The sequence below is a fragment of the Streptomyces sp. NPDC104309 genome (assembly GCF_055584025.1).
The window spans coordinates 1-23,566 of sequence record NZ_JBVJMV010000076.1 but is presented as its reverse complement, the minus strand read 5'-3'; the positions used below and the strand labels follow the sequence as shown (position 1 = coordinate 23,566).

At 67.6% G+C, this 23,566-nt stretch carries 24 protein-coding genes; 14 read left to right on the top strand and 10 right to left on the bottom strand.

The window, feature by feature from the left end; genetic code table 11:
• Positions 1-525, top strand: a 525-nt coding sequence (locus ACZ68L_RS44180) for an FAD binding domain-containing protein (RefSeq protein ID WP_469589930.1), incomplete at its 5' end; no start/stop codon positions are given.
• 238 nt (positions 526-763) lie between these two features.
• Here ACZ68L_RS44180 and ACZ68L_RS44175 read toward each other — a convergent pair.
• Positions 764-1,192: a hypothetical protein gene (locus ACZ68L_RS44175; RefSeq protein WP_469589928.1), complete on the bottom strand. Its 429-nt coding sequence runs from the start codon at positions 1,190-1,192 to the stop codon at positions 764-766.
• A gap of 101 nt (positions 1,193-1,293) precedes the next feature.
• Here ACZ68L_RS44175 and ACZ68L_RS44170 point away from each other — a divergent pair, with 101 nt between their 5' ends.
• The gene (locus ACZ68L_RS44170; protein WP_469589925.1) at positions 1,294-1,428 is read left to right on the top strand and encodes a hypothetical protein; all 135 of its coding nucleotides are present in this window, start codon (positions 1,294-1,296) and stop codon (positions 1,426-1,428) included.
• 51 nt (positions 1,429-1,479) lie between these two features.
• Here ACZ68L_RS44170 and ACZ68L_RS44165 read toward each other — a convergent pair whose 3' ends face one another.
• Entirely contained in the window at positions 1,480-2,475 is a 996-nt protein-coding gene (locus ACZ68L_RS44165) for a hypothetical protein (protein WP_469589922.1), read from the bottom strand.
• A gap of 425 nt (positions 2,476-2,900) precedes the next feature.
• Positions 2,901-4,376: a tyrosine-type recombinase/integrase gene (locus ACZ68L_RS44160; protein WP_469589919.1), complete on the bottom strand. Its 1,476-nt coding sequence runs from the start codon at positions 4,374-4,376 to the stop codon at positions 2,901-2,903.
• 85 nt (positions 4,377-4,461) lie between these two features.
• Here ACZ68L_RS44160 and ACZ68L_RS44155 point away from each other — a divergent pair, with 85 nt between their 5' ends.
• From ACZ68L_RS44155 to ACZ68L_RS44140, 4 genes are all read left to right on the top strand, one after another.
• The gene (locus ACZ68L_RS44155) at positions 4,462-5,013 is read left to right on the top strand and encodes a hypothetical protein (protein ID WP_469589916.1); all 552 of its coding nucleotides are present in this window, start codon (positions 4,462-4,464) and stop codon (positions 5,011-5,013) included.
• A gap of 471 nt (positions 5,014-5,484) precedes the next feature.
• Positions 5,485-6,201: a hypothetical protein gene (locus ACZ68L_RS44150; RefSeq protein ID WP_469589913.1), complete on the top strand. Its 717-nt coding sequence runs from the start codon at positions 5,485-5,487 to the stop codon at positions 6,199-6,201.
• 448 nt (positions 6,202-6,649) lie between these two features.
• Positions 6,650-7,252, top strand: a complete 603-nt coding sequence (locus ACZ68L_RS44145; RefSeq protein ID WP_469589910.1) for a hypothetical protein — start codon at positions 6,650-6,652, stop codon at positions 7,250-7,252.
• A 133-nt stretch (positions 7,253-7,385) separates the two neighbouring features.
• Positions 7,386-8,246 (top strand): hypothetical protein, encoded by an 861-nt coding sequence (locus tag ACZ68L_RS44140; RefSeq protein ID WP_469589908.1) that lies wholly within the window; start codon positions 7,386-7,388, stop codon positions 8,244-8,246.
• 88 nt (positions 8,247-8,334) lie between these two features.
• Here the strand turns inward: ACZ68L_RS44140 and ACZ68L_RS44135 are convergent, their stop codons facing one another.
• Both ACZ68L_RS44135 and ACZ68L_RS44130 read right to left on the bottom strand, forming a co-directional pair.
• A complete protein-coding gene (locus ACZ68L_RS44135; RefSeq protein ID WP_469589906.1) occupies positions 8,335-8,688 on the bottom strand; it encodes a nuclear transport factor 2 family protein in 354 nt (117 codons plus the stop codon).
• 37 nt (positions 8,689-8,725) lie between these two features.
• Positions 8,726-9,469 (bottom strand): SDR family oxidoreductase, encoded by a 744-nt coding sequence (locus tag ACZ68L_RS44130; RefSeq protein WP_469589936.1) that lies wholly within the window; start codon positions 9,467-9,469, stop codon positions 8,726-8,728.
• A 136-nt stretch (positions 9,470-9,605) separates the two neighbouring features.
• On the opposite strand from ACZ68L_RS44130, the gene ACZ68L_RS44125 reads away from it, so the two are divergent.
• From ACZ68L_RS44125 to ACZ68L_RS44090, 8 genes are all read left to right on the top strand, one after another.
• On the top strand, positions 9,606-10,433 hold the full coding sequence (locus ACZ68L_RS44125; RefSeq protein WP_469589904.1) for a helix-turn-helix domain-containing protein: 828 nt from the start codon (positions 9,606-9,608) through the stop codon (positions 10,431-10,433).
• Positions 10,434-10,529: 96 nt separating this feature from the next.
• On the top strand, positions 10,530-10,961 hold the full coding sequence (locus ACZ68L_RS44120; RefSeq protein ID WP_469589900.1) for an Rrf2 family transcriptional regulator: 432 nt from the start codon (positions 10,530-10,532) through the stop codon (positions 10,959-10,961).
• Positions 10,962-11,045: 84 nt separating this feature from the next.
• Positions 11,046-11,786 (top strand): SDR family NAD(P)-dependent oxidoreductase, encoded by a 741-nt coding sequence (locus ACZ68L_RS44115; protein WP_469589898.1) that lies wholly within the window; start codon positions 11,046-11,048, stop codon positions 11,784-11,786.
• A gap of 743 nt (positions 11,787-12,529) precedes the next feature.
• Entirely contained in the window at positions 12,530-13,096 is a 567-nt protein-coding gene (locus tag ACZ68L_RS44110; RefSeq protein ID WP_469589895.1) for a DedA family protein, read from the top strand.
• A 119-nt stretch (positions 13,097-13,215) separates the two neighbouring features.
• The gene (locus ACZ68L_RS44105) at positions 13,216-13,539 is read left to right on the top strand and encodes an ArsR/SmtB family transcription factor (RefSeq protein ID WP_469589892.1); all 324 of its coding nucleotides are present in this window, start codon (positions 13,216-13,218) and stop codon (positions 13,537-13,539) included.
• Positions 13,536-13,805, top strand: a complete 270-nt coding sequence (locus tag ACZ68L_RS44100; protein WP_469589889.1) for a hypothetical protein — start codon at positions 13,536-13,538, stop codon at positions 13,803-13,805. Before ACZ68L_RS44105 ends, ACZ68L_RS44100 begins: the two co-directional genes overlap by 4 nt.
• A 114-nt stretch (positions 13,806-13,919) precedes the next feature.
• On the top strand, positions 13,920-16,256 hold the full coding sequence (locus ACZ68L_RS44095; protein ID WP_469589886.1) for an MMPL family transporter: 2,337 nt from the start codon (positions 13,920-13,922) through the stop codon (positions 16,254-16,256).
• Positions 16,257-16,577: 321 nt separating this feature from the next.
• On the top strand, positions 16,578-16,940 hold the full coding sequence (locus ACZ68L_RS44090; protein ID WP_469589933.1) for a transposase: 363 nt from the start codon (positions 16,578-16,580) through the stop codon (positions 16,938-16,940).
• Between the two features lie 97 nt (positions 16,941-17,037).
• On the opposite strand, the gene ACZ68L_RS44085 is transcribed toward ACZ68L_RS44090, so the two are convergent.
• From ACZ68L_RS44085 to ACZ68L_RS44065, 5 genes are read right to left on the bottom strand one after another with little or no spacing between them, the layout of a single operon-like run.
• Positions 17,038-17,907, bottom strand: a complete 870-nt coding sequence (locus ACZ68L_RS44085) for an arginase family protein (protein ID WP_469589883.1) — start codon at positions 17,905-17,907, stop codon at positions 17,038-17,040.
• 2 nt (positions 17,908-17,909) lie between these two features.
• Complete coding sequence (locus ACZ68L_RS44080) at positions 17,910-19,358, bottom strand: purine-cytosine permease family protein (protein WP_469589880.1); 1,449 nt, start codon at positions 19,356-19,358, stop codon at positions 17,910-17,912.
• A complete protein-coding gene (locus ACZ68L_RS44075) occupies positions 19,355-20,146 on the bottom strand; it encodes a glutamine amidotransferase (protein ID WP_469589877.1) in 792 nt (263 codons plus the stop codon). The genes ACZ68L_RS44080 and ACZ68L_RS44075 overlap by 4 nt, the downstream gene beginning before the upstream one ends.
• Before the next feature lie 11 nt (positions 20,147-20,157).
• Positions 20,158-20,982 carry an N-acyl homoserine lactonase family protein gene (locus ACZ68L_RS44070; protein ID WP_469589874.1) on the bottom strand — a complete coding sequence of 275 codons (825 nt, stop codon included), beginning with the start codon at positions 20,980-20,982 and terminating at the stop codon, positions 20,158-20,160.
• A 46-nt stretch (positions 20,983-21,028) separates the two neighbouring features.
• A complete protein-coding gene (locus tag ACZ68L_RS44065; RefSeq protein WP_469589870.1) occupies positions 21,029-22,123 on the bottom strand; it encodes a LacI family DNA-binding transcriptional regulator in 1,095 nt (364 codons plus the stop codon).
• Positions 22,124-23,566 lie beyond the last annotated feature (1,443 nt).

Below are 23,566 nucleotides of genomic sequence, written 5' to 3'. Positions count from 1 at the left end.
ATACCGGGCCATCGCCGGATGAACTGGGTCTGGTACGTACGGGCCGACGCACCCGAACTCGAGCGCATCACCACAGACCGAAACGGCATCAGCCACGGCCTCTCGCTGCCACCGGGGCTGATCGCGCCCCAAGTCCGCAGCGACCTCCTGGCCCGCGCACGGTCGACACTGCCACAGCCTCTGCGCGCGCTTGTGGAACACACCCGCGAGCCCTTCCTGCAAGCGATCCTCGACGGCCGCGTCTCCAAGATGCGCAACGACCGGATGCTGCTGACCGGGGATGCCGCCTTCGTGGTCCGGCCACACACCGCTGCCAGCGCGGAAAAGGCGGCCGCCGACGCCATCACCCTCTTCCACGCACTGCAGCAAGCACCGTCCGCAGACGCCGCCTTGCAGGCGTGGGAGCAGCTCCGCCTCGCCGAGGGCGCCGCCATCTACAGCCAAGGGGTCAGCCTCGGGCACAGATTGGGCCTCAGCGGCATGGGACGACCGTCGGCACCAACATCCGAACCAGCTGACGACTGAGGCAAGCCATCTGATGGCCGGTCCAAACTCCAACCTCGCCAAGTGCCGGCAAACGTCTGCCGACACTCGGCGGCGCCGCGGAGAACCCGCAGGTGCCCTGTGTCGGCAACTCGCGTCGAGTCAACGTCGATGAACGGTGCGTCAGATAGATCCGACACAGGCTCATCGGCTACGCGCAGGTCTCCACCGCCGACCAGAACCCGGATCATCAGATCGACGCCATCGGTGGTCGCGGTGATCAGGGCAGGGAAGCTGACTGCTTCCGAAGCGACCTGACAGTGCCGCCGGTCGCGTCGGCGATCTGGCCGCGAAGGGCCGACGCGTCGACCTCCAGCTCGGCATGGCGCAAGGCCAGGACCTGGATCTGGTTCGCGTAGGTAGCGACGGTGGTCTTCAGCTCCCGGACTTCCTCGGCCTTCTCTCGGCGGAACTCGCGCAGTTCCCTCCGCAGCCGGGTCACCCCGGCCTTGAGCTCGTCGACCTCGGGGCGCTTGGTGTTGGGGGCGGCGAGGATTTCCTTGATGGCGCCGGCGACGGGCGAGCGGTAGTAGGACGCTCGGGAGACGCCTGCCTCGGCGGCGATGTTGACTCCGTTGACGGAGCCGTCGGTGATCTCCGGGCGGCTGTCCAGCAGCCGCTCGAACGCCCGCATGATGTCCCAGCCCATGTCGGTTAGCTCGTGCTCGCGGGTGAGCGACCGCCCAGGTCTGGGATGCAGGCCAGGTAGCCCTTGGCCCATTGCGCCTGGCCGAAGGGGGGCCGTCGCCGATGACCGGCACTCCTATCTCCCAGGCGCTGCGGTGGCTCGGCGCCGCCAAGGGCAATCACGTCGACGAGTTCGCCGCAGTCGGCCTCGGCCGCCATCGCGACACAGACGACTGGCTCTCACCCAGAACCCGGTGAAGGCCCGTCGAGCCGACCACTTGACTCGGTGCAGAGAAGCCGTCAAACGACTCAGGCGAGCACCCACTTGGGCGCGTGTCCGGGGTCGGCCGGGCAGGTGAAGACGTGCAGGTCCCGGTCCCGGCCGAAGCGGAGCCGAGTGGGTTGGGCAACGGATTGGCCACCCCGGATCGACGTCTTCCCGCTCAGGGTCGGGTCACGGTCCTCCAGTGGCATCCAGCTGTGCGAGCCAGCGTCCATCTCGTAGCCCTCGGCCGTCAGCAGCAGCCGCATGGGGGTTGTGCAGGACGCGCAGTCGATGGTTATCGGGCCCGTCGACGCCCAGCTGGGGAAGCCGCCGACGCGCCAACCGGGCGGGATCGACAGGTCGTACTGGTAGCTGGGGGCGTTGGGGCCGTGTTCCGCTACCTGGGCGTCGTCCCACGCGTCGATGCGCGCGATCAGCGAGGCGGGCAGCGTGTCGTCCTCCGCCCAGGGGTAGGTGTCCACCTCTTCCGGGTACAGGACGCAGGGCTCGGGGAGTTCGTGCTCCCATCGAAGCAGGGGCACGTGGGGCGGATCAGCAAGGAAGCGTTCCGCTTGCTCGGTCTGCCCGGCCTGTCGCCACCGCAGGTGGTAGCGGCGCTCCAGGTGCGGGCCGTGGGTGAAGGGGCAGCGGAAGAGCTGCACCAGGTCCGCGTTGTCGGGTCCGCAGGCAAGGCCCGGGACGTCCCGGTGGAAGAACTGGGCCAGCCCCACGAAGGGCACCGGACCGTCCAGTCCGCGAGTTGCTGCAGGGGGCCATGGCCGGCTCGGCGGCCAGACCCCTGCGGCCCGGGCGCTGCGGATCTCCTCGGGTGCGTAACCCTCGCTCTCGCGCTGGTGCGGCTCGTGGCAGAGCAGCCAGGGTTCGCTGTCCGGCCACAGCATCGGCCCGCCGACGTGACTGTCGTGCATGCCGGGCCGCCCCGGTCTGGGGTGCAACCGGGTTGTCCGAGCTCGGTAGTGGGCCAGCTCCGGGAACACGGCCTCCACGGACACCGGTCTGGCCGGCGTGGTCCTCGTCATGCGCAGACCGTAAGCGGTCGGGCAAACGACGGGCGAGCGGATTGCCGCCGTCCCTAAGCCTTGCCGCCTCTGGCCCGGCGGTCCAAGAGCTCGATCACTCGCGTTTCCGAACGTAGGAGCCGCTCGCGCTGGTCAGGAGGCAGAGAGGCGAGGAGGTCGACAAGGACTTGCTGCCGCGGAACGTAGACCATGTTGCCGGAGTAGACCCTGCAGTTGGAACACCAAGCGAGCCCGATGCAGCGCTCGAACATGGATGACTCGGGCGGATGGAAGCGATACTGATACGAGCAGACGGGTGTTCTGCAAGTGGCACAGACCCGTCGATCACCATCTGGAACCGTGCTCCAGTCCCCTACCTGTCGCCAACGCTCTCGCCCGGCCGGTGCTCTTCAAGTCGTCATGCCGAACATTCTCCCTCACGGAGTTCACGCAGCGCAGCCGTCCGAGGAAGACCCTCCGCGATCGCCTCGCTTGACTTGGTGCAGAGAAGGAATCGCCACCAGCGCAGCAGGTCCATGCCGTAGGAGCGGACGGTCGCCGCCGCCTTCCCGGCTGCGAGCAGTTCCTGGAAGAACACCGCGACCGGCGCCACGGCCGCGCCGTCGGCGTCGACGAGCCGGTAGGGCTCGTACCGGTCGCCGGTCTCCACCAGCCGACCCCACCGAGGAACGGCCAACCTCGACAGATCCCGCTCGGGCACACGATCGTTCATCACGACCGCAGACCGTACTGGGCCGCAACCTCACCTGTGCCCTGAACTGCACAATCAACCTGGTTCGTTCAGTCAACGGGGCGTGTTCGTGGACGCAGGCGGTGCCGTAGGCGCGGGCGCAGGTGCCGACGGAGAGTTTGCGGCGTTCGAAGTGGCCGAGGAAGTCATCCCACTTGGTGTCGGTGGGGGTCCTGTACCCCTCTGCGGGGCGCAGGGTGCGGCGCCGGGTGATGAAGGCGCGGTGGGCCTCGATGGTCTCGGTGGGGTAGATCGCGTTGTAGCCCATGGTGGTGTTGATGTTGGTGTGGCCGACGATGACCTGGGCAATGTGGGGCGGCAGGCCGGAGCGGATGGCGTCGGTGATGAACATGCGCCGGAAGTCGTGCGGGGCGAAGTCCGTGGGGCGGCCGGTTGTGTCGGTGAGGCCGATGTAAGCAAGGACCTCGGCCGGGGCGCGTCGGATGAATTCGCCGGTCATGCGGGAGGGCTCTCCGGCGCGGACCCACTGGAAGAGCAGCGGGGTGGGCGGGCTCCAGATGCGTTCTTCGTGGTCGTAGGCGTCCAGCAGCGGGATAGCGCCGGTACGCGGGTCGCGGACCCGTCGGACGATGGTGGCCAGGACGTCGGCGAGCTCGGGGCTGACGAGCAGGACGCGCTCCTGGTCGGTCTTGGAGGCGGCGATCTGGAGCAGGGGAACGATTTCGCCGGTTGTGGGAAGGCGGTATTGGGCCAGGGCGTGGTGGCTGATCTCCAGCATCTCCTCGATGCGGGCGCCGGTGTGGCGCAGGAACTCCACCGCTGCCCAGGCCCAGAAGGCGCGGTGCTCGGCGAGGTCGAAGTGCAGGAGCGTGTCGGCCGCGTCGCGGGCGCCGGCGCCGCCGTTCTTGGTGCGGACGAAGACGGCGCCGCCAGCGGTGAAGGCCGCGCCCGGTGGCACGGCGCGCAAGGCTTCCAGGCCCGCCAGGCGGTGACGGTGGTGGTCGGCCGCCGCACGGGCGAAGGTCTCCAGGGCAGGGAGGCGCTCGCGGGTGCGCTGGTCCATGCGGGCCTTGACCCGCTTGGTGCGCTTGGTGTCCAGGGTCTCTGCTTCTCTGATCGGGCAGGGTGCCGCCCATGGCCCCCAGCGGGCAGGCTCCTCTTTCCACTCGTCCGGCCTCGCGCGGTTCGGCGCTGCGGCTGAGCGCCGCATTTGGCCCGTGAGTGTTCCAGTCGGCCCGGGCGAGCACCATAGGTGGCCCGAAGATATGTCAGTGGTGCCAGTTACGGTGCGGGGCATGACAGATTGGATCGACTGCGGCGTAATGGCTTGGATAAAAGAAGACCGGTACGGGGAAGACGAAACCGTCCTGGTGTACTTCAAGGGCGTCGGCCTCACCGCCATGACCGAAGGGTTGATCGCACAGCACCGGCCGCCGTTCGCCTACGGCAACGACCCGGCGCCCGGCGACTGGGGTGTGATCGTGCACCACATGTTCGACCCGTCTCGCGATGACTTCGACGACATCGATTACCGGAAGCTGTGCCCCCTGGGCGCCGAGCTGATGGTGTTCGTCCCCAACCCGTGCATCGCCAAGGCCCACGGTCCCAAGGCATACCACTACAAGGATGGCCAGATCTCGTCCTGCATCGACTACGAAGGACCCGCCGACAGCGGGGAATACTGGCCCAATGAGATGGCCCCCCTCATCACGGCGGCCGGGTGGGACTACGAGAACGAGAACTACGAGGAGCAGCTGACCCAGCTGATCTGTGACCACCTGAGGCTACCCGCGCTGGACCGCGACACCATCACAGTGGACCGCAACCTGATGGCCTCCTACTTCTAGACCGCAAGCGGCGACGCCCCCTCTGGATCTGGCCCATCGTGCTCCTGGGCGTGGCAGACCGAGGACGCTCCGAACCGGACGGCTTGGTGCGGAACGTCTTTCCATCACGGCGAGGCTTTCTGCCGACCTTCGACAAGCGGCAAAGACGCTGGTGCCGGGCGCGAAACCGCTTGTCGGCGCGGACTGCTACTGCACACGAAGATCAAATGTGCAGCTGGCCTGGCAACCGGCGTCAACTCGGCTGCTCAGTCACAGGTGCTCAACCTTCGATGAGAACCGCTCAACGTTCACTGCAACAGAACAGTTCGTGCAGGTCAGGGCCGAAACACCGGGGTGGTTCAGATCTCTGTTGCACCACGTGTTGCACGGTTGCCGACCCGGAACATCGTGCGCGGCATGGCGACGGCGCGGAACCGGGGCCGGCTGCCAGGCTGAGCAGGTCCGGCCCGCAGGCTGAAGGGGAGCTCCACCGTGTCCGTCGCGTTCCGCATCAGGTGCTGCCTGTGCCGCAAGAACATCCCGCTCGCCGGGGACGTCGTCGCCCTCGATGGCGAGGGGCAGCGGCGCTTCCCGGAGATGTACGGCACGCTCGCCTGCGAGCGGTGCCCCATCGTCCACGGCTGGAACTGCTGCACGACCACGCAGGGCGCCTTCGTCAACGGACACGTTGCCGCGCCCGAGGGGGAAGTCGACATCGACTTCATCAGCCACCTCCTGGAGCGCGGCACCCACCGCGCCCTGGTGGTGGCCCACCCGCGCTCCGGCCTGCTCCAGGGAGCGGAGCCGTACCTGCGCTGGCTCGTCGGCGCCAAGCACACCCTGCCCGAGGTCGCCGTCCGACTGGGCGCGGCCCTCGCCGAATGGGACAACGCGCCAGCTTCCGCGTTTCTGCCGGAACTACTTACCGGCCAGACCCAAATTGGCCCCGCCCCGCAGGTCCACGAACCCCTCCGCGATGACAGCAGCCGGCTTCAGGCATGCCGCGCGCGTGTCCGCTGCCGTCGGTCCCGTGGCGCATCCCAGCGTTTCGTAGGTACGAACCGCGTCTTGGAGCTTCCGGGCAACGGAATCGAGTGTCGCGAATCCTTGGCGCCCATTGATCTCGCTCAGGGCCAGGTCGGCAGCATCGGACGTGGCCTCGGCTGCTGCCTTGCACTTCGCAGTGAACATCTGAGGCGACGACGTTGAGCAGGGAGAGTTCGTGCCCGAACCGAACTGCTGTTCATCCGCCGAGATGCGCTCCTCAAGGGCGAGCTTCACTTTCTGGGCGGCTTCCGCCTTCGTCGAGACCGACTCAGTCGACGGCGAGGGAGAGGCCGAGGGCTGGTCCGAACGATTCACGCCTCCAGAATCACTGCATCCCGTGATGAGTGCCCCTGACAAACCCAACATGGCCACCGCTCGCAGTGCAGACCACTTCATCTTTCACTCCCCCTCAGAACTGTCGCGTCACCCTACCCGAGCGGTCATACAAGATCAGAGAGGTCTGCCCCGCCGGACGTCGTGGACGTGGAAGGCGGCACGGCCCGACTGAGCGCACTCAACTCGGTGAACCTGTGCGGTCAGAGCACTAGCCCGGTGAACGTCCCCGATTCCAGTGAACAGGCCAGTAGAACAAAGGGGCTACGCTCATCCCGTGATCACAGCCTGGGAGCCTGCGGCCGCAGGCGTACTGCGACTTCCCTCGGGTCGGCTCGTTCGCAACGGCCTGTGGTTGCAGGTCACCCAGCCCGCCTACCCCGGAGCCGGGCGCCGCGTCGTCGTCTTCGCGGAAGTCGCCCGACGGATCCCCTACAACGACCCCGATCGACACGGCGACGCCGTCGCGCACTGGGCCCTCGCCGACGCCTGGCGCCCAGCCAGCCGCCCGCTGTCGACCTACACACCCGGCCGCGTCCGCTGCACCCTTCCCGGCATCGCCGCGAACCGGCTCGCCCGACACGAGAAGAGCGCACTCTGGCTCAGCCGAATCCGCCGCAACCAGGGTCTGACGCTCCTCTTCCACAGCCACCTCAAGCCCGTCCTCCTCCGGGACAAGGAACCCCAATACGTGAAGTGGGAAGGCGCCCTCGGGCACAGCCGGCGCACCGACGACCAGATGAAGGAACAAGCTGCAAGAGAACGCCGAGCACTCGAAGAGGAACACCCGAGCCTGCCGCACCAGCGCACGGAAACCTCAAGATCAACGTTCACGCAACGTCCCGGCATCCCGCACCCCAAACGTTCATCATCGAGGTAGTCACCAGGCACACTCTCAACTCGAACTGCAACGGACACTCAGAGTGCTGTCGCTCGTGGTCGGCAAACACGGCGATCGGGAGAGGGACGGGCATGGCCGAGCACGGGTACTTCGCGCTGGACGTTTCATCCCGATGGCGATTCATGGCGCCAGGGGGACATCCGTCAGCGGCAGCGGGCTGTCGGCCACCCACGACGCGGTCGACCTCGGCCACTCGGACGGCCTGCCCGACGACGAGGCGGCCGGTGCCGGCCTGCCCTACACACTGTCCCTGCGGGTGGCCGAGATCGAGTACTGGAACGGTCACCCGGCCTATCGCGACCCCCGGTCCGAGGCGTTCGCGCAGTGGTGCGACCACCTGGCCCGGACCCGGTGCCGGCCGAACGACCCCGACCTGATCGGCTACTTCCTCGTCGACGCCCCGGCCTGGGCACGGCACCCGGCAGGCGCGGGCTACCCGGAGGACGAGCTCGGGGAGATCGCGGAGGCCTACTACCGGGTCGCGGCCCGGGCCATCCGCCGCCACGACCCCAACCACCTGGTCCTCGGCGACCGTTACGGCACGCGGGCCGGGATTCCGGCACAGGTGCTGGACGCGGCCGCCGCCCACGTAGACGTGCTCAGCCTGCAGACCTTCCCGGCCGTCGACCGGTCGGCGATCGACGCGGTCGCCGACCGGTTCAACGTGTGGCACGGGCGCACGGGGCTGCCGATCCTCGTGGCGGACACGGGCGACTGGTGCCCGACGGTCATGAGCCCCTCGCGTACCGGGTCGGCGCGCGACCAGGCCGGGCGCGGCGAGGGCTACCGGATGATCGCCGACACGTTCGCGGCCCGGCCGTGGTGCCTGGGCTGGCACTGGTGCGGCTGGCTGGAGAACCCGCACCGCGGTTTCGGGCTCAAGGACCCGTGGGACGAGCCGTACACCGACCTGGTGGCAGTCGTCGCGGAGACCAACCGGCGCTGGCGGGACACGGTCGCGTCCGGCGCCTGACATACGGCCGGAGTGGAGGATGTCCGTCGGAGCGGCGCGCCTTTGACCGGATTCCGTTCGCCGGACTCCTGCGGTGCCCACCCGCGTTTCAGACCTGGTTGTTCCACATGCGGAACATGGCACATCTGGCGTTCCCGTCGAAGGTCACGGTCCAGAGGTTGGCGAAGGTGCCCAGCTCCGCATAGCGGCCGGTGCCCTCGATCGCGGCGGTGTCGCCGTTGACGGTAAGGACGGACCACTCGAATTCCCAGCCGCCCTCCTGCCACGGCACGCGGCCGATCCAGCCCTCGATGATCGCCTCGCGGCCGATCCAGTCGGTCTCGTAGGGCCATTCGTGATATTCGGCGTGCGGGGTGAACAGCGCGGCGATGTCCTTCCTGCTGTTGGTGGTCCAGGCCCGTACGTAGCCTTCGACCCAGTCGTGTACCTGCTGTTCGCTCACCACCGGTGCTGCCGTTCCGTGACTCCCGTGCGTGTGCTCATCTCTGGGCCGTGGGCCGGACGACGATCTCGTTGACGTCCACGTCGGCGGGCTGGTCGATGGCGTAGCGGATCGCTTCGCCGATCGCGGTGGCGGGGATCGCGATGCCCATCTGCTCCCGTACCGCGTCCCTGATCCCGCTGTCGCCGATGGACCCGGTCAGCTCGCTCCGGGTCAGGCCCGGGCTGACCACGGTGACCCGCAGTTCCCGGCTCTCCTGGCGCAGACCCTCCGACAGGGCGCGTACGGCGTGCTTGGTGGCGCTGTAGACGGCCGCGGTCGGATCGACCCGCAGTCCCGAGACGGAGGAGATGTTCACGATGTGCCCGTGGCGCTGGTCCCGCATGACGGGCAGGACGGCGGCGATGCCGTGCAGGACCCCGCGCAGGTTCACGTCGATCATGCGGTTCCACTCGTCGACCCTCAACGCGTCCAGGCGCGACAGCGGCACGACACCGGCGTTGTTGACCAGGACGTCGACGTGCCCGTACCGGTTGTGGGCGGCCTGGACGAAGGACCGCACGCCGGTCAGGTCGGTCACGTCCAGGGCGAGTGGGAGGGCGCTGCCGCCCCGGGCCCCGATCTCCTCGGCGAGGGCGGACAGGCGGTCGGTGCGCCGTGCCCCGAGAACCACGTGGTGGCCGGCGGCGGCGAGCGTGCGGGCGGTGGCCTCGCCGATACCGCTGCCGGCTCCGGTGATCAGGACCACCTTCGAAGCGGCCGTGGTGGATGGGTTGGACATGGTCTTCCCTTCGAGACGACGACGGCCGCGCGGTGCGACGGCCGGTGCCACCAGCATGTGTCCGGTTCCGTGCATGCGGCAGGACGGGGCTTCCTGGGTGCCCCACTCCCAGGAACCGGCGGCGTACGATCGGGGCATGAGCGGCAATGAACTGGGGGAATTTCTGCTGGCACGTCGCTCCCGGATCGGCCCGGCCGACGTGGGGCTGCCCCTTTCGCGGGGCCGCCGCGTCAGCGGACTGCGGCGCGAAGAGGTCGCCGTCCTGGCCGGAGTCAGTGCCGACTACTACACCCGTCTGGAACAGGGCCGCGAGCGGCACCCCTCCGGCCAGGTCGTCGACGCGCTCGCGCGGGCCCTGCGGCTGGAGCCCGACGCCTGCTGGCACGCCTACCGCCTGGCCGGGCTCGTGCCGGGACACCGGACGTCCCCGGGCGAGGAGCGGGTCGCCCCGGAGCTGTTGCAGCTGATGAGCGCCTTCTCCGGGGCGGTGGCGTACGTGATCGACCGGCGCCTGGACGTCCTCGCCTCGAACGCGCTCGCCGACGCCCTGCTCTCCCCGCTCGCGGACCCCCGGGGCATGGCCCGGTCCCTGTTCTGCGACCCGGCCGCCCGCGAACTGTTCGCCGACTGGCACACCGTGGCCCGTGACACCGTCGCCACGCTGCGGCTGGCCCAGGGCCACGAGCGCAACGATCCGCGCATGCGCGCCCTGATCGACGGCCTGCTCGCCGGGAGCGAGGAGTTCGCGGAGCTCTGGAGCCGCCAGGACGTCGGCCGCCTGGGCAGCAGGGCCAAGACCTTCCACCACCCGAGGGCCGGACGGCTGACACTCACGTACCAGACGTTCGAGGTCCAGAACGCTCCCGGCCAGAACCTCCTGGTCGGCACCGCCGATCCCACGAGCCCCGATGCCCGCCGCCTGGCCTCGCTCGACGACCACCGCGCCATGGGCGACCGGCGGTGACGGAGACCGCCGAGGCGCCCGGGAACCGGCCCTGGGCACTCGCCGAAGTCAGTCGTAACTGTTATTGTTGCAACGAGAGGGGAGGTGGTGGACGGCATGGGGGCCAACAGTAGGCTGACCGTCGCCGCGCACGCCCTGACCTGGATCGGGCTGTATCAGCGCCGCGGGCATGAGGTCGCGACCTCCGAGCAGATAGCGACGAGCGTCAACACCAACCCCGTGGTGATCCGGCGCCTGCTCGCCCAGTTGCGCAAGGCCGGGCTGGCCGACTCGCGCAGGGGTGCCGGGGCCGGCTGGACGCTGTCCCGGGACCTGTCGACGATCACCCTGCTCGACGTCTACGAAGCGGTGGAGCCGGGGCCGGTCTTCGCCCTGCACCCCGCCGCGCCCGACCCCGAGTGCGTCGTGGGCCGGGGCATAGCACCGGTGCTGGGCGCCGCCTACGACGGTGTCGAGACCGCTCTCCGCGCGGAACTGGCGAGAACCACGCTGGAGGACGTGCTGCGCGACGTACTGAGAGACGCCTAGCTTCGGCCGCGGATCGCGGTGGGGCGGCGCTTCTCGCACCCTGAATCGTAACAACAACAGTTACATCAAGCATCGGAGAATGTCATGGGACAGCTGGACAACAAGACCGCCCTCGTGACCGGGGCCTCCACCGGCATCGGCCTGGCCATCGCCCGCCGGTTCGCCGCCGAAGGGGCCACCGTCTACCTCACCGGCCGCCGCGAGGCCGAGCTGAAGAGCGCCGTCGAGCAGATCGGCGACCGCGCCATCGGGATCCAGAGCGACGTATCGCAACTCGACGACCTCGACCGGCTCTTCGCCGGGATCACCGAGCGCAGCGGCCGCCTCGACATCGTCGTGGCCAACGCGGGCGTCGGCGACTTCGGCCTGCTCGGCACGATCACCGAGGAGGAGTACGACCGCACCACCTCCATCAACCTCAAGGGCACCGTCTTCACCGTCCAGAAGGCACTGCCGCTGCTCCCGGACGGCGCCTCGGTGATCCTGCTCTCCTCCAGCGCGGCCCTGCGCGGCGTCCCCGGCCTGGGCGTCTACGCCGCCACCAAGGCCGCGATCCGCAGCCTCGCCCGCACCTGGGCCGCCGAACTCGCCGACCGGGGCATCCGGGTCAACGCCGTCACCCCCGGCCCCGTCACAACCCCCGGCGCCGACGAACTGCGGGCCGCCCTCCCGCAGGACGGCGCCGAACCCACCGCACCGACCCCGCTCGGCCGGGCCGGCCACCCCGACGAGGTCGCCGCGACCGCCCTCTACCTGGCCGGGGAACAGAGCCCCTTCACCACCGGCGCGGAACTCCTCGTCGACGGCGGAGCCACCCAGCTCTAGTCACACAGACCGCCCTCGGTGCAATCCCGCACCGAGGGCGATTCACTGACACCTATTCGGCGCCACAGCGGCTCTCCTCCACCCCCGACATACCCTGCGGACTCTTGCGGCTTCGAGCGCCCGAGGATGGTCCGACAAGTCCTCGCCTATTGGATCCGCAAGGTATGCCCTGCGCAACGCCGACGCGCGCCGTGAAGCCATACTCTTCGTCTCACTGGTCAACCGCGCCTGACGACGCAACCTTCAACGTCATCGGACACTGATGACCGCGCTCGGGTATGCAGCCGCGATTGCCACACTCGTTCCGTCGCTCGTCCTGGTTGTCCAGCAGGTCGTCCAGGCCACACGTACGGCCGACAGCCCCGAGGCCGATCCCCCGGCCGCCGTGCGGAACGGGGGCCGGGTGAAGCCCCACTCCGACAGCCCTCAGCGCCCCGAGGGGAGAGCGCCCGGGAAGCCGGGCCGCAAGCTGGGGCCGCTTCGACGGGTCGCTGCCCCGGGTGATCGGGATCCTGGCCGCAATACTGACTCAACTTCCGCTCCAACAAGCCTAGTTCGCCCAAGGCAGGGGATTCCGGACGGCTCCTCCTCCGGGGTTCCCGGGCCGCCCGCCTGCAACCCTTAGGGGTTGACTCCCAGATACCCCGGGTCCCTCCCGTCTGCTGTTGATACCCGGCTTGGCACCTGCCAACATTTGCATGCGGGTGCGGACAGGCGTACGACAAACAGGGGAGTTGGTGGCCATGGACAGCGTGCACTGGATGTACGTGCTCCTCATCCTCGTCACGATGCCACCCGTGGTGCCGAACTCCGCTCTGCTGACGAGCGCGGGCACCCTCGCCGCGACGGGCGGCCTCGACCTCGCAGCTCTGGCGCCCATCCTGCTGACCAGCGCCGTCCTGGGAGACCTCGGGGTCTTCTGGATGGGCCGCAGGTCACGCGGTCGCGCGCTGGCCTGGCTGTCGCGGGACGCGCGGCGCCGCTCGGCACTGGAGTGGACGACACAGCGGATCCAGCGGTACGGAGTACCCTCGGTGATCGCCATGCGCTTCGTGCCCACCGGGCGCGGCACGGGCGGGCTGGCCGCCGGGATCTCGGGTTACCCGGTCCGCAAATACCTGGCGGGCGCGGGGGTCGCCGAGGCCGGGTTCCTCTCGTACACCATCGGCTTCGGCTACCTGGGAGGCCGGGCCCTCCCGGACGACATCCCCCCGTTTCTCATCGGACCTGCGATGTCGCTGCTCGTGGCAAGCGGCGTCGTGCTGGTGCAGCGGGTGTTACGCCGATGCTCCAACAGGCCTGCATCATGAGCGAGTTAGCGATGGGAGCGCTTGATCGACATGACTGGAATCCCGTGCAGGCACCTACTAGCGTCTCTTGGCATGTCCGGTGTGTCACTGTGAGAACCTCCTTCCGTGACGGGGACGACATGGTGCGTGTGCTGGCCACACTGGCCAGCCCGCACCGGCTCCGGGTCGTGGCCGCCCTGTCCCGTCGCCGCAACTACGTGAGCCAGCTGGCCCGTGAGCTGGGTATCAGCCGCGCCCTGCTTCAGGCCCATCTGCGCAAGCTGGAAGCCGCAGGCCTTGTCTCGGCCCACCTCGAAATGTCGAGCGACGGAAAAGCCATGAAGTTCTACGAGATTGCGCCTTTCGCGCTCGACCTCACACCGGAAACCATCGCGGCCGCAGTGCTGACGCTCAGCGCGGGCGACGCCGTCCAACCGAACGGCGAGAAAGGATCTCCTTCATGAACTCCCGAGGCTGGCAAGAAGTCATCGGAGCCGTCGGAATTTTCGGCATGGCCATCGTGATCGTCACGATCGTCGTCTGGAACATGGCTGCGACCTGGCGGGCCAGATCCATTCTTGCCCGTGATTACGAATACCGGACACTCGCCGAGAAAGCGGTTCGGAACGAGGACGCCATCGAGCAGAGGCTGACCGCTATCGACGAGCATCTCGCCGATCTGCGGACCCATATGCATTCGGTTGAGCGCGTCCTCAAGGAGATCGAGTGAAAAATAACTGAACCGGGCCGCCAAGCGGCAACTTGACGGCCCGGCAGAAGGAAGCAACACCTCGCCGATGGCGAGTCTTCAACGCATCGCCCCTTTCGGGAAGGACCTTAGTTCATGTCGCGCAAGCGCAAACAGTCCAGTACGCAGAGTAGTCCTGCGGTCACTGAGTCGCTGGATCGCGAGAAGGCGGAAAACACCGGAAGGGGTGGCTTAACCGCTGGTGGAGGCCAGGGCGCGTTCATCGAGCGGATCGCCGGCTGGTCGATGCGGCACCGCGCCTTGGCGATCGGCGGCTGGCTGGCCCTCGTCGTCGTGGCGCTGTTCGCCAGCGCCGTGCTCTCCGGGTCCAGCGCCAGGACGCCGGACCCGGGCGAGTCCGGTGACGTCAAGCAGGTGCTCAGCTCGCAGAGGGACTTCGAGCCGGTCCTGGAGAACGTCCTCATCCAGCCGCGCGACGGCGGCGGGAAGTTCATGGACGACCCGGCGCTCGTCAAGGCCGCCGAGGACCTCGTGACCGCGCTCGACAAGACGCCGGGAGCGGTCACCGGCCTGCGCACCCCGATGAATCCTGCGTCGGAGCAGCAGATCTCGAAGGACGGCCGCTCCGGGCTGGTCACCTTCTTCGTGGCCGGCCCGAACGAAGAGATGACCGCACATTTCGACTCGGTGGTCGAAGCGGTGGACAGGGTCGCCGACCGGAACAGCGACGTGCGCGTCGTCCAGGCCGGAGACACGAGCCTGTCACGTGCCGTCGACGACGCCGTCAAGAAGGACTTCGCCAGCGCGGAGAGCACCGCGCTGCCGATCACCCTGGTCATCCTTCTCATCGTCTTCGGGGCCCTGGTCGCGGCGGCGATCCCGCTGCTGCTGGCGGCGACCACCGTCGTGGGCACCTTCAGTCTCATCGCCATCCTGGAACGATGGGTCGCCGTCAACAGCGCCGCCACCTCGATGATCCTGCTGATCGGCGTCGCGGTCAGCGTCGACTACTCGCTCTTCTATCTGCGTCGTGAGCGCGAGGAGCGAGCCGCCGGACGCAGCGTGTCCGAGTCGCTGCACATTGCCTCCCGTACCTCGGGCCATGTCGTCATCGTCTCCGGCGTGACGGTGATCCTCTGCCTGTGCGGCCTTCTCCTCAGCGGCCTCGGCGTGTTCCGCGGCCTCACGCTCGGCACCGCTCTCGTGGTGGGCCTGGCGATGATCGCCTCGGTGACGGTGCTGCCGGCCTTGCTCGCCGCACTCGGGCACCGCATCGACAAGGGCCGCGTGCCGTGGCTCGGCAAGCGCCGCACGACCGTGTCCAAGTCCCGCACCTGGCAGAAGCTGGCACACGCTGTCGTCAAGCGCCCGAAGGCGTGGGGCGGCGCCGCGGTGGTCGCACTGCTCGTGATGGCGACGCCGGCGGTCGGTATGCACCTGCAGGACGCCGCCGTCGTCAACAGCCTGCCGCGCAGCGCGCCCACGGTGGACGCCGCGATCCGCATGCAGGAGGCCTTCCCCGGTGCCCCGACCCCCACGCGGATCGCGGTCTGGGGCGTCGACGGCGGGAGCTCGGACACCCCCCAGGTGAAGGCGGCGGTTGACGAACTCCACCAGCACATCGCGGACAGTGACGGCAGGCCGGCGGGCCCGATCTCGACGGTGCAGATCGACGACGTCCTCATGGTGCGCGTTCCGCTGGCGGGCAGCGGCACCGACGAGATCTCCAACGCCGCACTGAAGACGCTGCGCGAGGAAACCCTTCCGGCGACCCTCGGCAAGGTCGAGGGCATCGACTACGCGGTCGGCGGCCGGACCGCGTTCGCCGAGGACTTCAAGGATCAGCTCACCTCGCGGGCGGCACTCGTCGTCGGGTTCGTCCTCGTCCTGGCGTTCGTGCTGCTGCTGGTGGTGTTCCGCTCGCTGGCCATTCCGCTGGTTTCGATCGCGCTGAACCTGCTGTCCATCGGTGCCGCGTACGGGGTACTGACCTGGGTGTTCCAGGACGGCGCCTTCAGCTCACTGCTCGGCTTCACCCCGTACGGAGGCGTGGCCGGCTGGCTGCCGCTGTTCATGTTCGTCGTGCTGTTCGGCCTGAGCATGGACTACCACATCTTCATCCTCAGCCGGATCCGGGAGCGCCGGCTGGCCGGAGCCACGACACGGGAAGCCGTCGTCGACGGCATCGCCGCCAGCGCGGGCGTCGTCACCAGCGCGGCCGTCATCATGACGGCGGTGTTCACCATCTTCATCACACTCTCCGCCATCGAGAACAAGATGATGGGCGTGGGCATGGCGGTGGCCATCCTCATCGACGCGACCATTGTGCGCGGCGTGCTGCTCCCCGCTGCCGTGGCCATGCTCGGCGAGCGGGCCTGGGCCCTGCCGGGTCTGCTGAAGCGACTGCCCGGCAGGAGCTACCCGCCACAGCCGGCACCCGTCGCCGCCACCACCGGCGTACCCGCCGACTAAGGGCTGTCCCGTAATCCCTGACGGGCGCGCGACGCCAGCTACGGCACCTCGCCGCATTGTCGGAACATCCACATACATCCAGTATGCGGACGTCCCTCCGCCTTGCGATGCACCGCATCCGACGCCGCGCGCTGATCCACCACGGATTACGGGACAGCCCTTAGGCCGGGCTCCGCGACACACGCACCCGAAGCCCTCCGGCCCGGTACCCGACTTCGATCGGGTTCCGGGCCGGAGGGCTTCTTGGCCGGAGGGCTTCTTGGCCGGATAGCTCCGATACAGACGGAGTATCGGGTCACCGAGAAAAGTGATCGACCAGATATGGAATACCCGAATGCCGTTGTCCGACGGCTTCTCGAAAGGGTTTTGTCATGGCTGACGAGCAGGATGGCGGCCAGATCTACCGTGTCGTGGTCAACGACGAGGAGCAGTGTTCGCGGAACAGGTCGCACGGACACCCGACGCGATCGCGGTGGTAGCAGCAGGCAATCTCCAGGCCTGGCCGGTGAGGTCCAGGCTTTCGGCCTGCGCCGAACCCGCTACCGCGGACTCGCCAGGACCCGGCTGCAACACCACTTCACCGGCGCCGCCATCAACCTTGCCCGCATCGATGCCCGGCTCACCGGCAGACCGCTCGCCCGCACCCGCGTCTCGCCCTTCACAGCACTCCGCCCCGCCGGATGAGATCCAGCGGGGCGGATTTACCAACAGCGTCCCTGTTGGGCGGCGCTTCGGCGGGCGATACGGCTTGGGTGCAGCGGCTCGCTGAGATCGCTGCACGTCACGTGAGGGGGAGGCAACGCAGAATCGAACGCAGCGCAACGGCCTCGCGCGGTACAAACTCAGCCACCGTGAGCCCGACGAGATCGAATTCCTGCGCGATTCCCGCGATCGTGTGGAGCGCAGTCGACTTGGAGATCCCGTCCGTCTCCCATGCCATACCGAAAGCCTGTTCGTTGCTGTCGATGACGTCGAGGTCGAAATGGACGGCGACGTGACGGGCTCCCGTGGTGCGGATCCAGTTCAGGACTGCGCTGGAAAATTCCTGGTCTCCCGAAGGGGGAATGAGATCCAGGCCCCACGACTCATGGGTGACGCTGTCCTGGTCGTCCCATCCGTGCACACCGGCCAGGAGTACACGAGCGGCAGGCAGGGTCGCCGGCATGCGGTCCAGCACGTTACGGTCCCCGTGGCCGCACAGATGGCTGACGACCATGGTGTTGAAGCCGCAGTTCGGCCCGCCAGGAAGGTTGCTGTCGGCATGGCTGTCGAGCCAGATGACCGCCAGGTCATCTGCATAGCGCTCGGCAAGATAGGAGAACGGCGTGAGGCTGACGGCGCACGTGCCACCCAATGTGAGGATCCTGTCAGGATCGGCTCGACGGATCAGGTTCAATGCCTCCTCGTGCTGACGCAGCACCTCGGCCTTGCCAACGATGCCGTCCGTGACGGGGAGGTCTGTCGCGTAGTCCGGTACGTGTACGCGTGCTGTCGGCCCATCGTGTTCCGGCGCGAGGAATGCGGTCAGTTGGCCTCCGACGCCGTAGACGGTGCGGCTCTCTTCAAGGCTCAGCCCCGGGGTGTAGTGCGCGACGGCTTGCGGCTCGCCGCCCTGCCATTGCGGCCACTCAAGCCTCAACGTGGTTGACATCATCAGCCTCCGACGGGGACAGAGCGAGCAGAGTGCTCGTCGATAGTGTTGATGGGCGATCGGGCCACGAGTGCGTATTCCGCCTGGCGGTCGAATCCCCGCGTCAGGATCAAGTACAGCCCAGCCGATACCAGCAGTCCGACTGCGAAGGAGAAGTCGGCGCCGCCCATGGCCTGAGCGACGGGGCCAACCCACACGGTGGTGCTGAAGAACGGGATCATGGCGACGAAACCGGCGGCATAGCTGATGATTCCGGCGCGTCCCCAGCGGCCGTACATGCCACCGTCGGGCTTGAGGATGTCGCTGATGGACAGGATGCCTCGGCGTACGACGTAGTAGTCGGTCAGGTTGACGGCGGTCCAGGGGATGAGGAAGTAGGTGAGGATCGCGAGGAAGACGCTGAAGGAGTTGAGTGCGTTCTCCGGGAGGAACAGGCTCGCGATGATCGCGGCCGACCCGAGTGACGCGATGGCCTGCGCTCGGATCTTGAAGGTCGAGGCAAAGCGCTTGAATCCCTCGACGGCTGTGAGGAACGCGACCGATCCGCTGTAGAAGGCGACCGCGACGGCGTTCAGGCAGGTGAGGAGGGATACGACCATCATCGCCCCGGCCACGACCGGGGACACGTTGAGGGCAAGCCGGTGGAAACCCGCGACGGTGCTTGCACCGGGGTAGGCGATGGCCAGGACGGCGCCGAGGATTTCGATCCAGACGGCGGAGAGCAGGGTGCCGGCGAAGACGGACGCGGACACCTTGCCACCGGAGACCCGCTCTGGCAGGTATCGCGTGTAGTCGGAGACCACTGGCGCCACAGCGATCTGGAACGTGGCCGAGGCACCGAACTGGAGGAGGAACGGGGTCAGTCCGAAGTGTGCATCGCCCAGGTAGTGGCCGATCGGCAGGTAGACGAAGACGCAGACGGTGAGGACGATGAGAGCGACCAGCATCAGGTAGGAGACGGTCTTCTCGGCAAACATCACCAGTCGGTAGCCGATCGTCGCGACCAGGAGCGCGACAACCCCCAGGAAAAGCGCGAGCAGTTGAAGCGATAGACTGGACGAGACGACGTGGATCGACGAGGCGCCGGTCTGCACATAGAAGATCGCGAACCCGAACTGGACGAAGGCCGCAGCAGTCAGTGGTATCACTGCACCCCGTGTGCCGAACTGGGCACGCGACTGGATCATCTGCGGGAGTCCCATGCGCGGACCCTGAGCACCGTGGAAGGCCTGGAACAGGGTGCCGAAGAAACTGCCGAATGCGATCGCGGCGATCGACCATGACAGTCCCAGCCCGGCAAGTGACCCGAAGGCACCGGTGGATGCTGTCAGGAATGAAGCATTGATCATGAACCACAGTTGGGACTGCGACCAGAGGTTTCCGGTACGTTCAGTGGGTGGGACGTAGTCGAACGAGCGGTCCTCGATGAATTCGTTCTGCGGCTGACTCATGATGCGCGGTCGCCTTCGCCGGTGGGGTTCTGAGCAACTCCCCCGGTGTTTCCGGCCCATCCCACCAAGGCAGTCCACAGATTCGGATATCCGGGCCAGTCGAGGAAGGTCGGCGGCGCCCAGTGAGGAGACATGTCCGACGTGAAGACCGCCGAGCGGCCCTGCCCGACCTCCCTTACGGCGACCAGGGGGTGGCCCGCGATCTCGACCAGCACTTCGCTGTCGTCACGGCGAATCGTCCGGTTGAACCCCAGCAGCGCCGGCCAGTCGGAGCCGGTGTTCCCGAGTGCGGGGTGGTCCGGCACAAGCACCTGGGGGACGACGCTTTCGGGATGCTCGGCACGATCGTCCACGGTGAGCGCCTCGACGGCCAGGACCGGGCCGATGGGGCTGTTGGCGTAGTTGGCCTTGGCATCGACCCCCGAGAACGACAGGTAGCCTCCGACCATCACGAGCCCCCCTCCGTTCTCGACGTAGGACCGCAGGGCCTCCAGGCGGTTCGCTTCCGGCCGACTCTGGTTGAACACGCTTCGGGTCAGCAGGAACGTGTTGGCGCCGACATCGCTGATGACGACTACGTCGTAGGCGGAGAGGCCGTCGGCCGTGGTGGGGAAGTCCGCCTCTATCTTATGAGCCGGGATGTAGGTGACATCCCAGCCGTCGTCGCCCAGAGCCTTCTTGAACTCGGCCCCGCCCTCGACGTACTCGGTCGTGGTGAAGGTGTCGAAGCCCTTCTGGTGGATCATGTGAGTCGTCCAGGACTCCCCGACCAACAATGCCTTCTTCATGATGTGTCCTTTCAGCCGATCGTGCCGGTGGGGTGGATCTCCAGGAACTTCCAGTCGTGCTCGGGCACGATGATGTCGGCCTCGGACCGAATGCGGTCGTATCCGGCCATCAGCTCGGGAAGGTCCCAGTACGAACCCATCGGCCAATTCATCTCGAGGTTCGCGTAGTTGTACATGACGTCACTGGTCAGGCAGACCGTGCCCGCAGCGGTGTCGACCATCACGACCATGCAGCCTGGTGTGTGTCCGCCGATCTTCACCACGCGGATGCCTTCCGCGATCTGGTGGTCGCCGTCGATGACCTGCAGCCGATCGCGCACGGCGTCGATCTTGTAGGCGTATTCCGGGTAGTAGAACATGCAGAAGTGCGGCGGCTGGGTCGCCTGCGGCAGCTCATCGGCCTGGACCAGGAAGGTCGCGTTCGGGAAGAGTTCGTTGTTGCCGACGTGGTCGAAGTGCAGGTGAGTGAGGACGACGAGGTCGACGTCCTCGGGGCGCACACCGTGCCGAGCGAGGCCCGCGACAAGATCCTGGTCTTCCGTACGGGATGCGACGAAGTCGACGCCGTAGCGATGCTGCATGGCCGAGACTTCATCGATGTCGCCCAAGCCGGTGTCGATCAGGATGGTTCGGTCCGATCCCTCGATGAGCCAGACCGGAACGGGCACCATCACGCCCTGGTGCACCGTGCCGTCGCGTCGCACGATGTCGTCACGGAAGCCGTAGAGCAGCTTCTTGTTGTCAGGGACGTCCGGATGGATGCCGCTGTTCAGGATCGAGACGTTCAGCGAACTCTCGAGCTCTCCGGTGACGATGTGGTGAATCTTGAGTGACACGGTGTACTCCTTGGATCTGATGGGGATCGGGGTGGCAGTCGGCCGATCAGGGCGCCCGGTATTCGGCCCGGATTCCTCGTTCGGGGCCGGTCGAGTCCCGCTCGATCAGCTCCACTCCGAACACCTGGCGAGTGGCAGTCAAGGGATTCCGTCCCTCGAGCGCGTCGATGAGCGCCGACGCGGCCTTCCGGCCAAGCTGGGCCACATCCTGGCGCACCGTGGTGAGGCGCGGCCGGGCGAGCCGCGCGAACACGATGTCGTCGAATCCGACGACGCTCACATCCGCAGGGATCCTCAGGCCTGCCTCCTCCAGCCGCGTGATGGCGCCGAGCGCCATCAGGTCGTTGGCCGCGAAGAGCGCCGTGACCCTTTCCTTCGAGGAGTCCTCCAAGAGCTTGTCCGCAGCGGCGCAACCGCCTTCATAGGTGAAACCACCGTCGACGACGACAGGCGACGGCAGCCCTGCCTGCTCCCACGCGCGGGCGAAGCCTTCGGCGCGGTCACGGGAGCTCTGCAGACCACCGGCGGAAATCACCGCCGCTCGCGTGTGACCGAGGGCGAGCAGATGTGCGGCAGCGAGCCGTCCACCCTCCACGTTGTCCGACACGAACGTAGGCGCCGACGATCCCGGCACCTCCTCATCGACCAGAACCAGCGGGACATCGCCGAGCAGAGTTGCGAGCTCGGAGTCAGTCGGCGGGGCGCCGGCCGCGTACACAACTCCGTCGACAGCACGCGACTGGATCGTCTCCAAGTACAGGACCTCGCGCTCGTGGTCGAACCCGGAGTTGCACAGCACCAGGTTGTACTCGGCCTGGATCGCCGCTTCCTCGATCCCCTTCGCGAGCTCGGCGAAGAAGCTGTTGGAGATGTCGGGCACGATGAGCCCGATCAGGCGGGTACGACCGCTGGCCAGGTTCTGGGCCGCCCGGCGCGGACTGTAGCCGAGTTCGGCCATGGCCGCGCGGACGCGCTCCTGAACGGCCCGGCTGACCACGCGCTTCCCGCTCAGGGTGTGAGAAACGGTCGTCTGACTCACCCCGGCACGGTTGGCCACTTCAGCGATCGAGACCACCACTGACTCCCTTCCGAAGCTTTTCGAGCATCTTATGCAAAGCGCTTTGCCAAAGCGCTTTGCCAACCTAACTCCACTGACGCAATAAGCACAAGACCTCGCTTCACTTCAACATGAAGGCATGGCTCTGACCAGGACTGATGTCCCCTGGTCTGCTGGTCACACGCTCAGGGTGCCTGCGCGAGACTGCTCCACCCGATCGCCCCGCGGATGGTCACACGAACGGTCCCGCTCTGCCGTCGGCCCATGCCAGGAACCGACGGATGACCGGTCCCACTCGCCCGTCGGCCCATGCCAGGAACCGACGTAGCTTGCCAACGAGACGGTGCTGCCGTACCACGCGCGGTGTGGCTCGGTCAGGAAAACTGGTGTCGTGCAGGGCCGCGGATGGCATGCCACTGAGTGGTCGAGCAGGTCGAGAGTCCGGAATGCGCGGTGTCTGCCCGCGGCGTCAAGCCTCTGCTGGTGAGTGCTCCCTGGCAACGGGCAGGCCATCGCGCAAGTCTCGCTGGTGAACGGGCAGTTCGACCGGAGGAGTGCCACGATGACCTTGTCCCGGTCTGACCCGATGCGGCTGCTGGACTCACTGCGTACGGCCGACGGAGTAGGGACGATGAGGGTGCTGTACGAGCGAATCCTGCAAGAACTGATCGATGCCGAGGCCACCGAGGTCATCGGAACCACCCCGGGCGAGCACGCCGACAGTGCCGGATCAGGCAACGTTTTGCCACCCGCACACGGTGACCGCGGCCTGCCGTCCGGAGAAGGACCTGGGCGGCGCGTCACATCACAACAGGGCAGACGTCGCCTGATCCGGCACTAGGTCTGTTGTTGTCCTGGATGGAGGCGGACCAGAGTAGTAACCGGCTCTACCTCGCGACCGCTCGCGCCGGCCGCGCTCCCCCCGGCTCTCACTCTCACCTGGCCGTGCCGGCCTGGGTTGGAAGGGCTCGGTGCGGTCAGCAGGGTGGTCGGCCCGGCCGATGAGCCGGAGCCGGCCCGGCCACTGCCCGCTGCACATCCTTGCGGAAGGACAGACCCGTGCCCTGTACTCACCCGGTGACAGCGCTCGTCGGGACGACCTCGCGGCCGGGACACGATCAGGACGGCGGTTGTACGGAGGGGATGGGCGGGAGCCATGCAGGAGTGTGGTCTCGGAAGCTGTGACCGATGGGAATGATCTCGGCAGCGTCGTCCAGGGCCGAGAGACAGATGCCGAGGCAGCCCTCGCCGTCGGCTGCCGCGCCCAGCGGCGCGCCGCACGCGGGACAGAACCCTCGCGTCCACCGTGGGCCAGGACCCGTACGAGCTGGGTGTGCCGGGCCCGGTCCAGGTGAAGGCGCTTCGGAGAAATCCCACCCATCCCGTGAGCGGTCCGCCGGACAGTCGGGCGCAGTGGGGGCAGGAGCACAGTTCCCTAATAAGACCTACCGAGGCTCCAACCGGCAGACTCGGTGCCTGGTAGCCGCCAGCAGGTGAGCACTCTTTGTTCCCTGGACACCGAGTCCT

Excerpts from the sequence above, each read along its gene's own strand:
- ACZ68L_RS44175 (WP_469589928.1), bottom strand. The coding sequence starts at position 1,192 with ATGGGCTGGGACATCATGCGGGCGTTCGAGCGGCTGCTGGACAGCCGC.
- ACZ68L_RS44170 (WP_469589925.1), top strand. The coding sequence starts at position 1,294 with ATGACCGGCACTCCTATCTCCCAGGCGCTGCGGTGGCTCGGCGCCGCC.
- ACZ68L_RS44165 (WP_469589922.1), bottom strand. The coding sequence starts at position 2,475 with ATGACGAGGACCACGCCGGCCAGACCGGTGTCCGTGGAGGCCGTGTTC.
- ACZ68L_RS44160 (WP_469589919.1), bottom strand. The coding sequence starts at position 4,376 with ATGCGGCGCTCAGCCGCAGCGCCGAACCGCGCGAGGCCGGACGAGTGG.
- ACZ68L_RS44155 (WP_469589916.1), top strand. The coding sequence starts at position 4,462 with ATGACAGATTGGATCGACTGCGGCGTAATGGCTTGGATAAAAGAAGAC.
- ACZ68L_RS44140 (WP_469589908.1), top strand. The coding sequence starts at position 7,386 with ATGGCGATTCATGGCGCCAGGGGGACATCCGTCAGCGGCAGCGGGCTG.
- ACZ68L_RS44130 (WP_469589936.1), bottom strand. The coding sequence starts at position 9,469 with ATGTCCAACCCATCCACCACGGCCGCTTCGAAGGTGGTCCTGATCACC.
- ACZ68L_RS44125 (WP_469589904.1), top strand. The coding sequence starts at position 9,606 with ATGAGCGGCAATGAACTGGGGGAATTTCTGCTGGCACGTCGCTCCCGG.
- ACZ68L_RS44120 (WP_469589900.1), top strand. The coding sequence starts at position 10,530 with ATGGGGGCCAACAGTAGGCTGACCGTCGCCGCGCACGCCCTGACCTGG.
- ACZ68L_RS44115 (WP_469589898.1), top strand. The coding sequence starts at position 11,046 with ATGGGACAGCTGGACAACAAGACCGCCCTCGTGACCGGGGCCTCCACC.
- ACZ68L_RS44110 (WP_469589895.1), top strand. The coding sequence starts at position 12,530 with ATGGACAGCGTGCACTGGATGTACGTGCTCCTCATCCTCGTCACGATG.
- ACZ68L_RS44105 (WP_469589892.1), top strand. The coding sequence starts at position 13,216 with ATGGTGCGTGTGCTGGCCACACTGGCCAGCCCGCACCGGCTCCGGGTC.
- ACZ68L_RS44100 (WP_469589889.1), top strand. The coding sequence starts at position 13,536 with ATGAACTCCCGAGGCTGGCAAGAAGTCATCGGAGCCGTCGGAATTTTC.
- ACZ68L_RS44095 (WP_469589886.1), top strand. The coding sequence starts at position 13,920 with ATGTCGCGCAAGCGCAAACAGTCCAGTACGCAGAGTAGTCCTGCGGTC.
- ACZ68L_RS44090 (WP_469589933.1), top strand. The coding sequence starts at position 16,578 with ATGGAATACCCGAATGCCGTTGTCCGACGGCTTCTCGAAAGGGTTTTG.
- ACZ68L_RS44085 (WP_469589883.1), bottom strand. The coding sequence starts at position 17,907 with ATGTCAACCACGTTGAGGCTTGAGTGGCCGCAATGGCAGGGCGGCGAG.
- ACZ68L_RS44080 (WP_469589880.1), bottom strand. The coding sequence starts at position 19,358 with ATGAGTCAGCCGCAGAACGAATTCATCGAGGACCGCTCGTTCGACTAC.
- ACZ68L_RS44075 (WP_469589877.1), bottom strand. The coding sequence starts at position 20,146 with ATGAAGAAGGCATTGTTGGTCGGGGAGTCCTGGACGACTCACATGATC.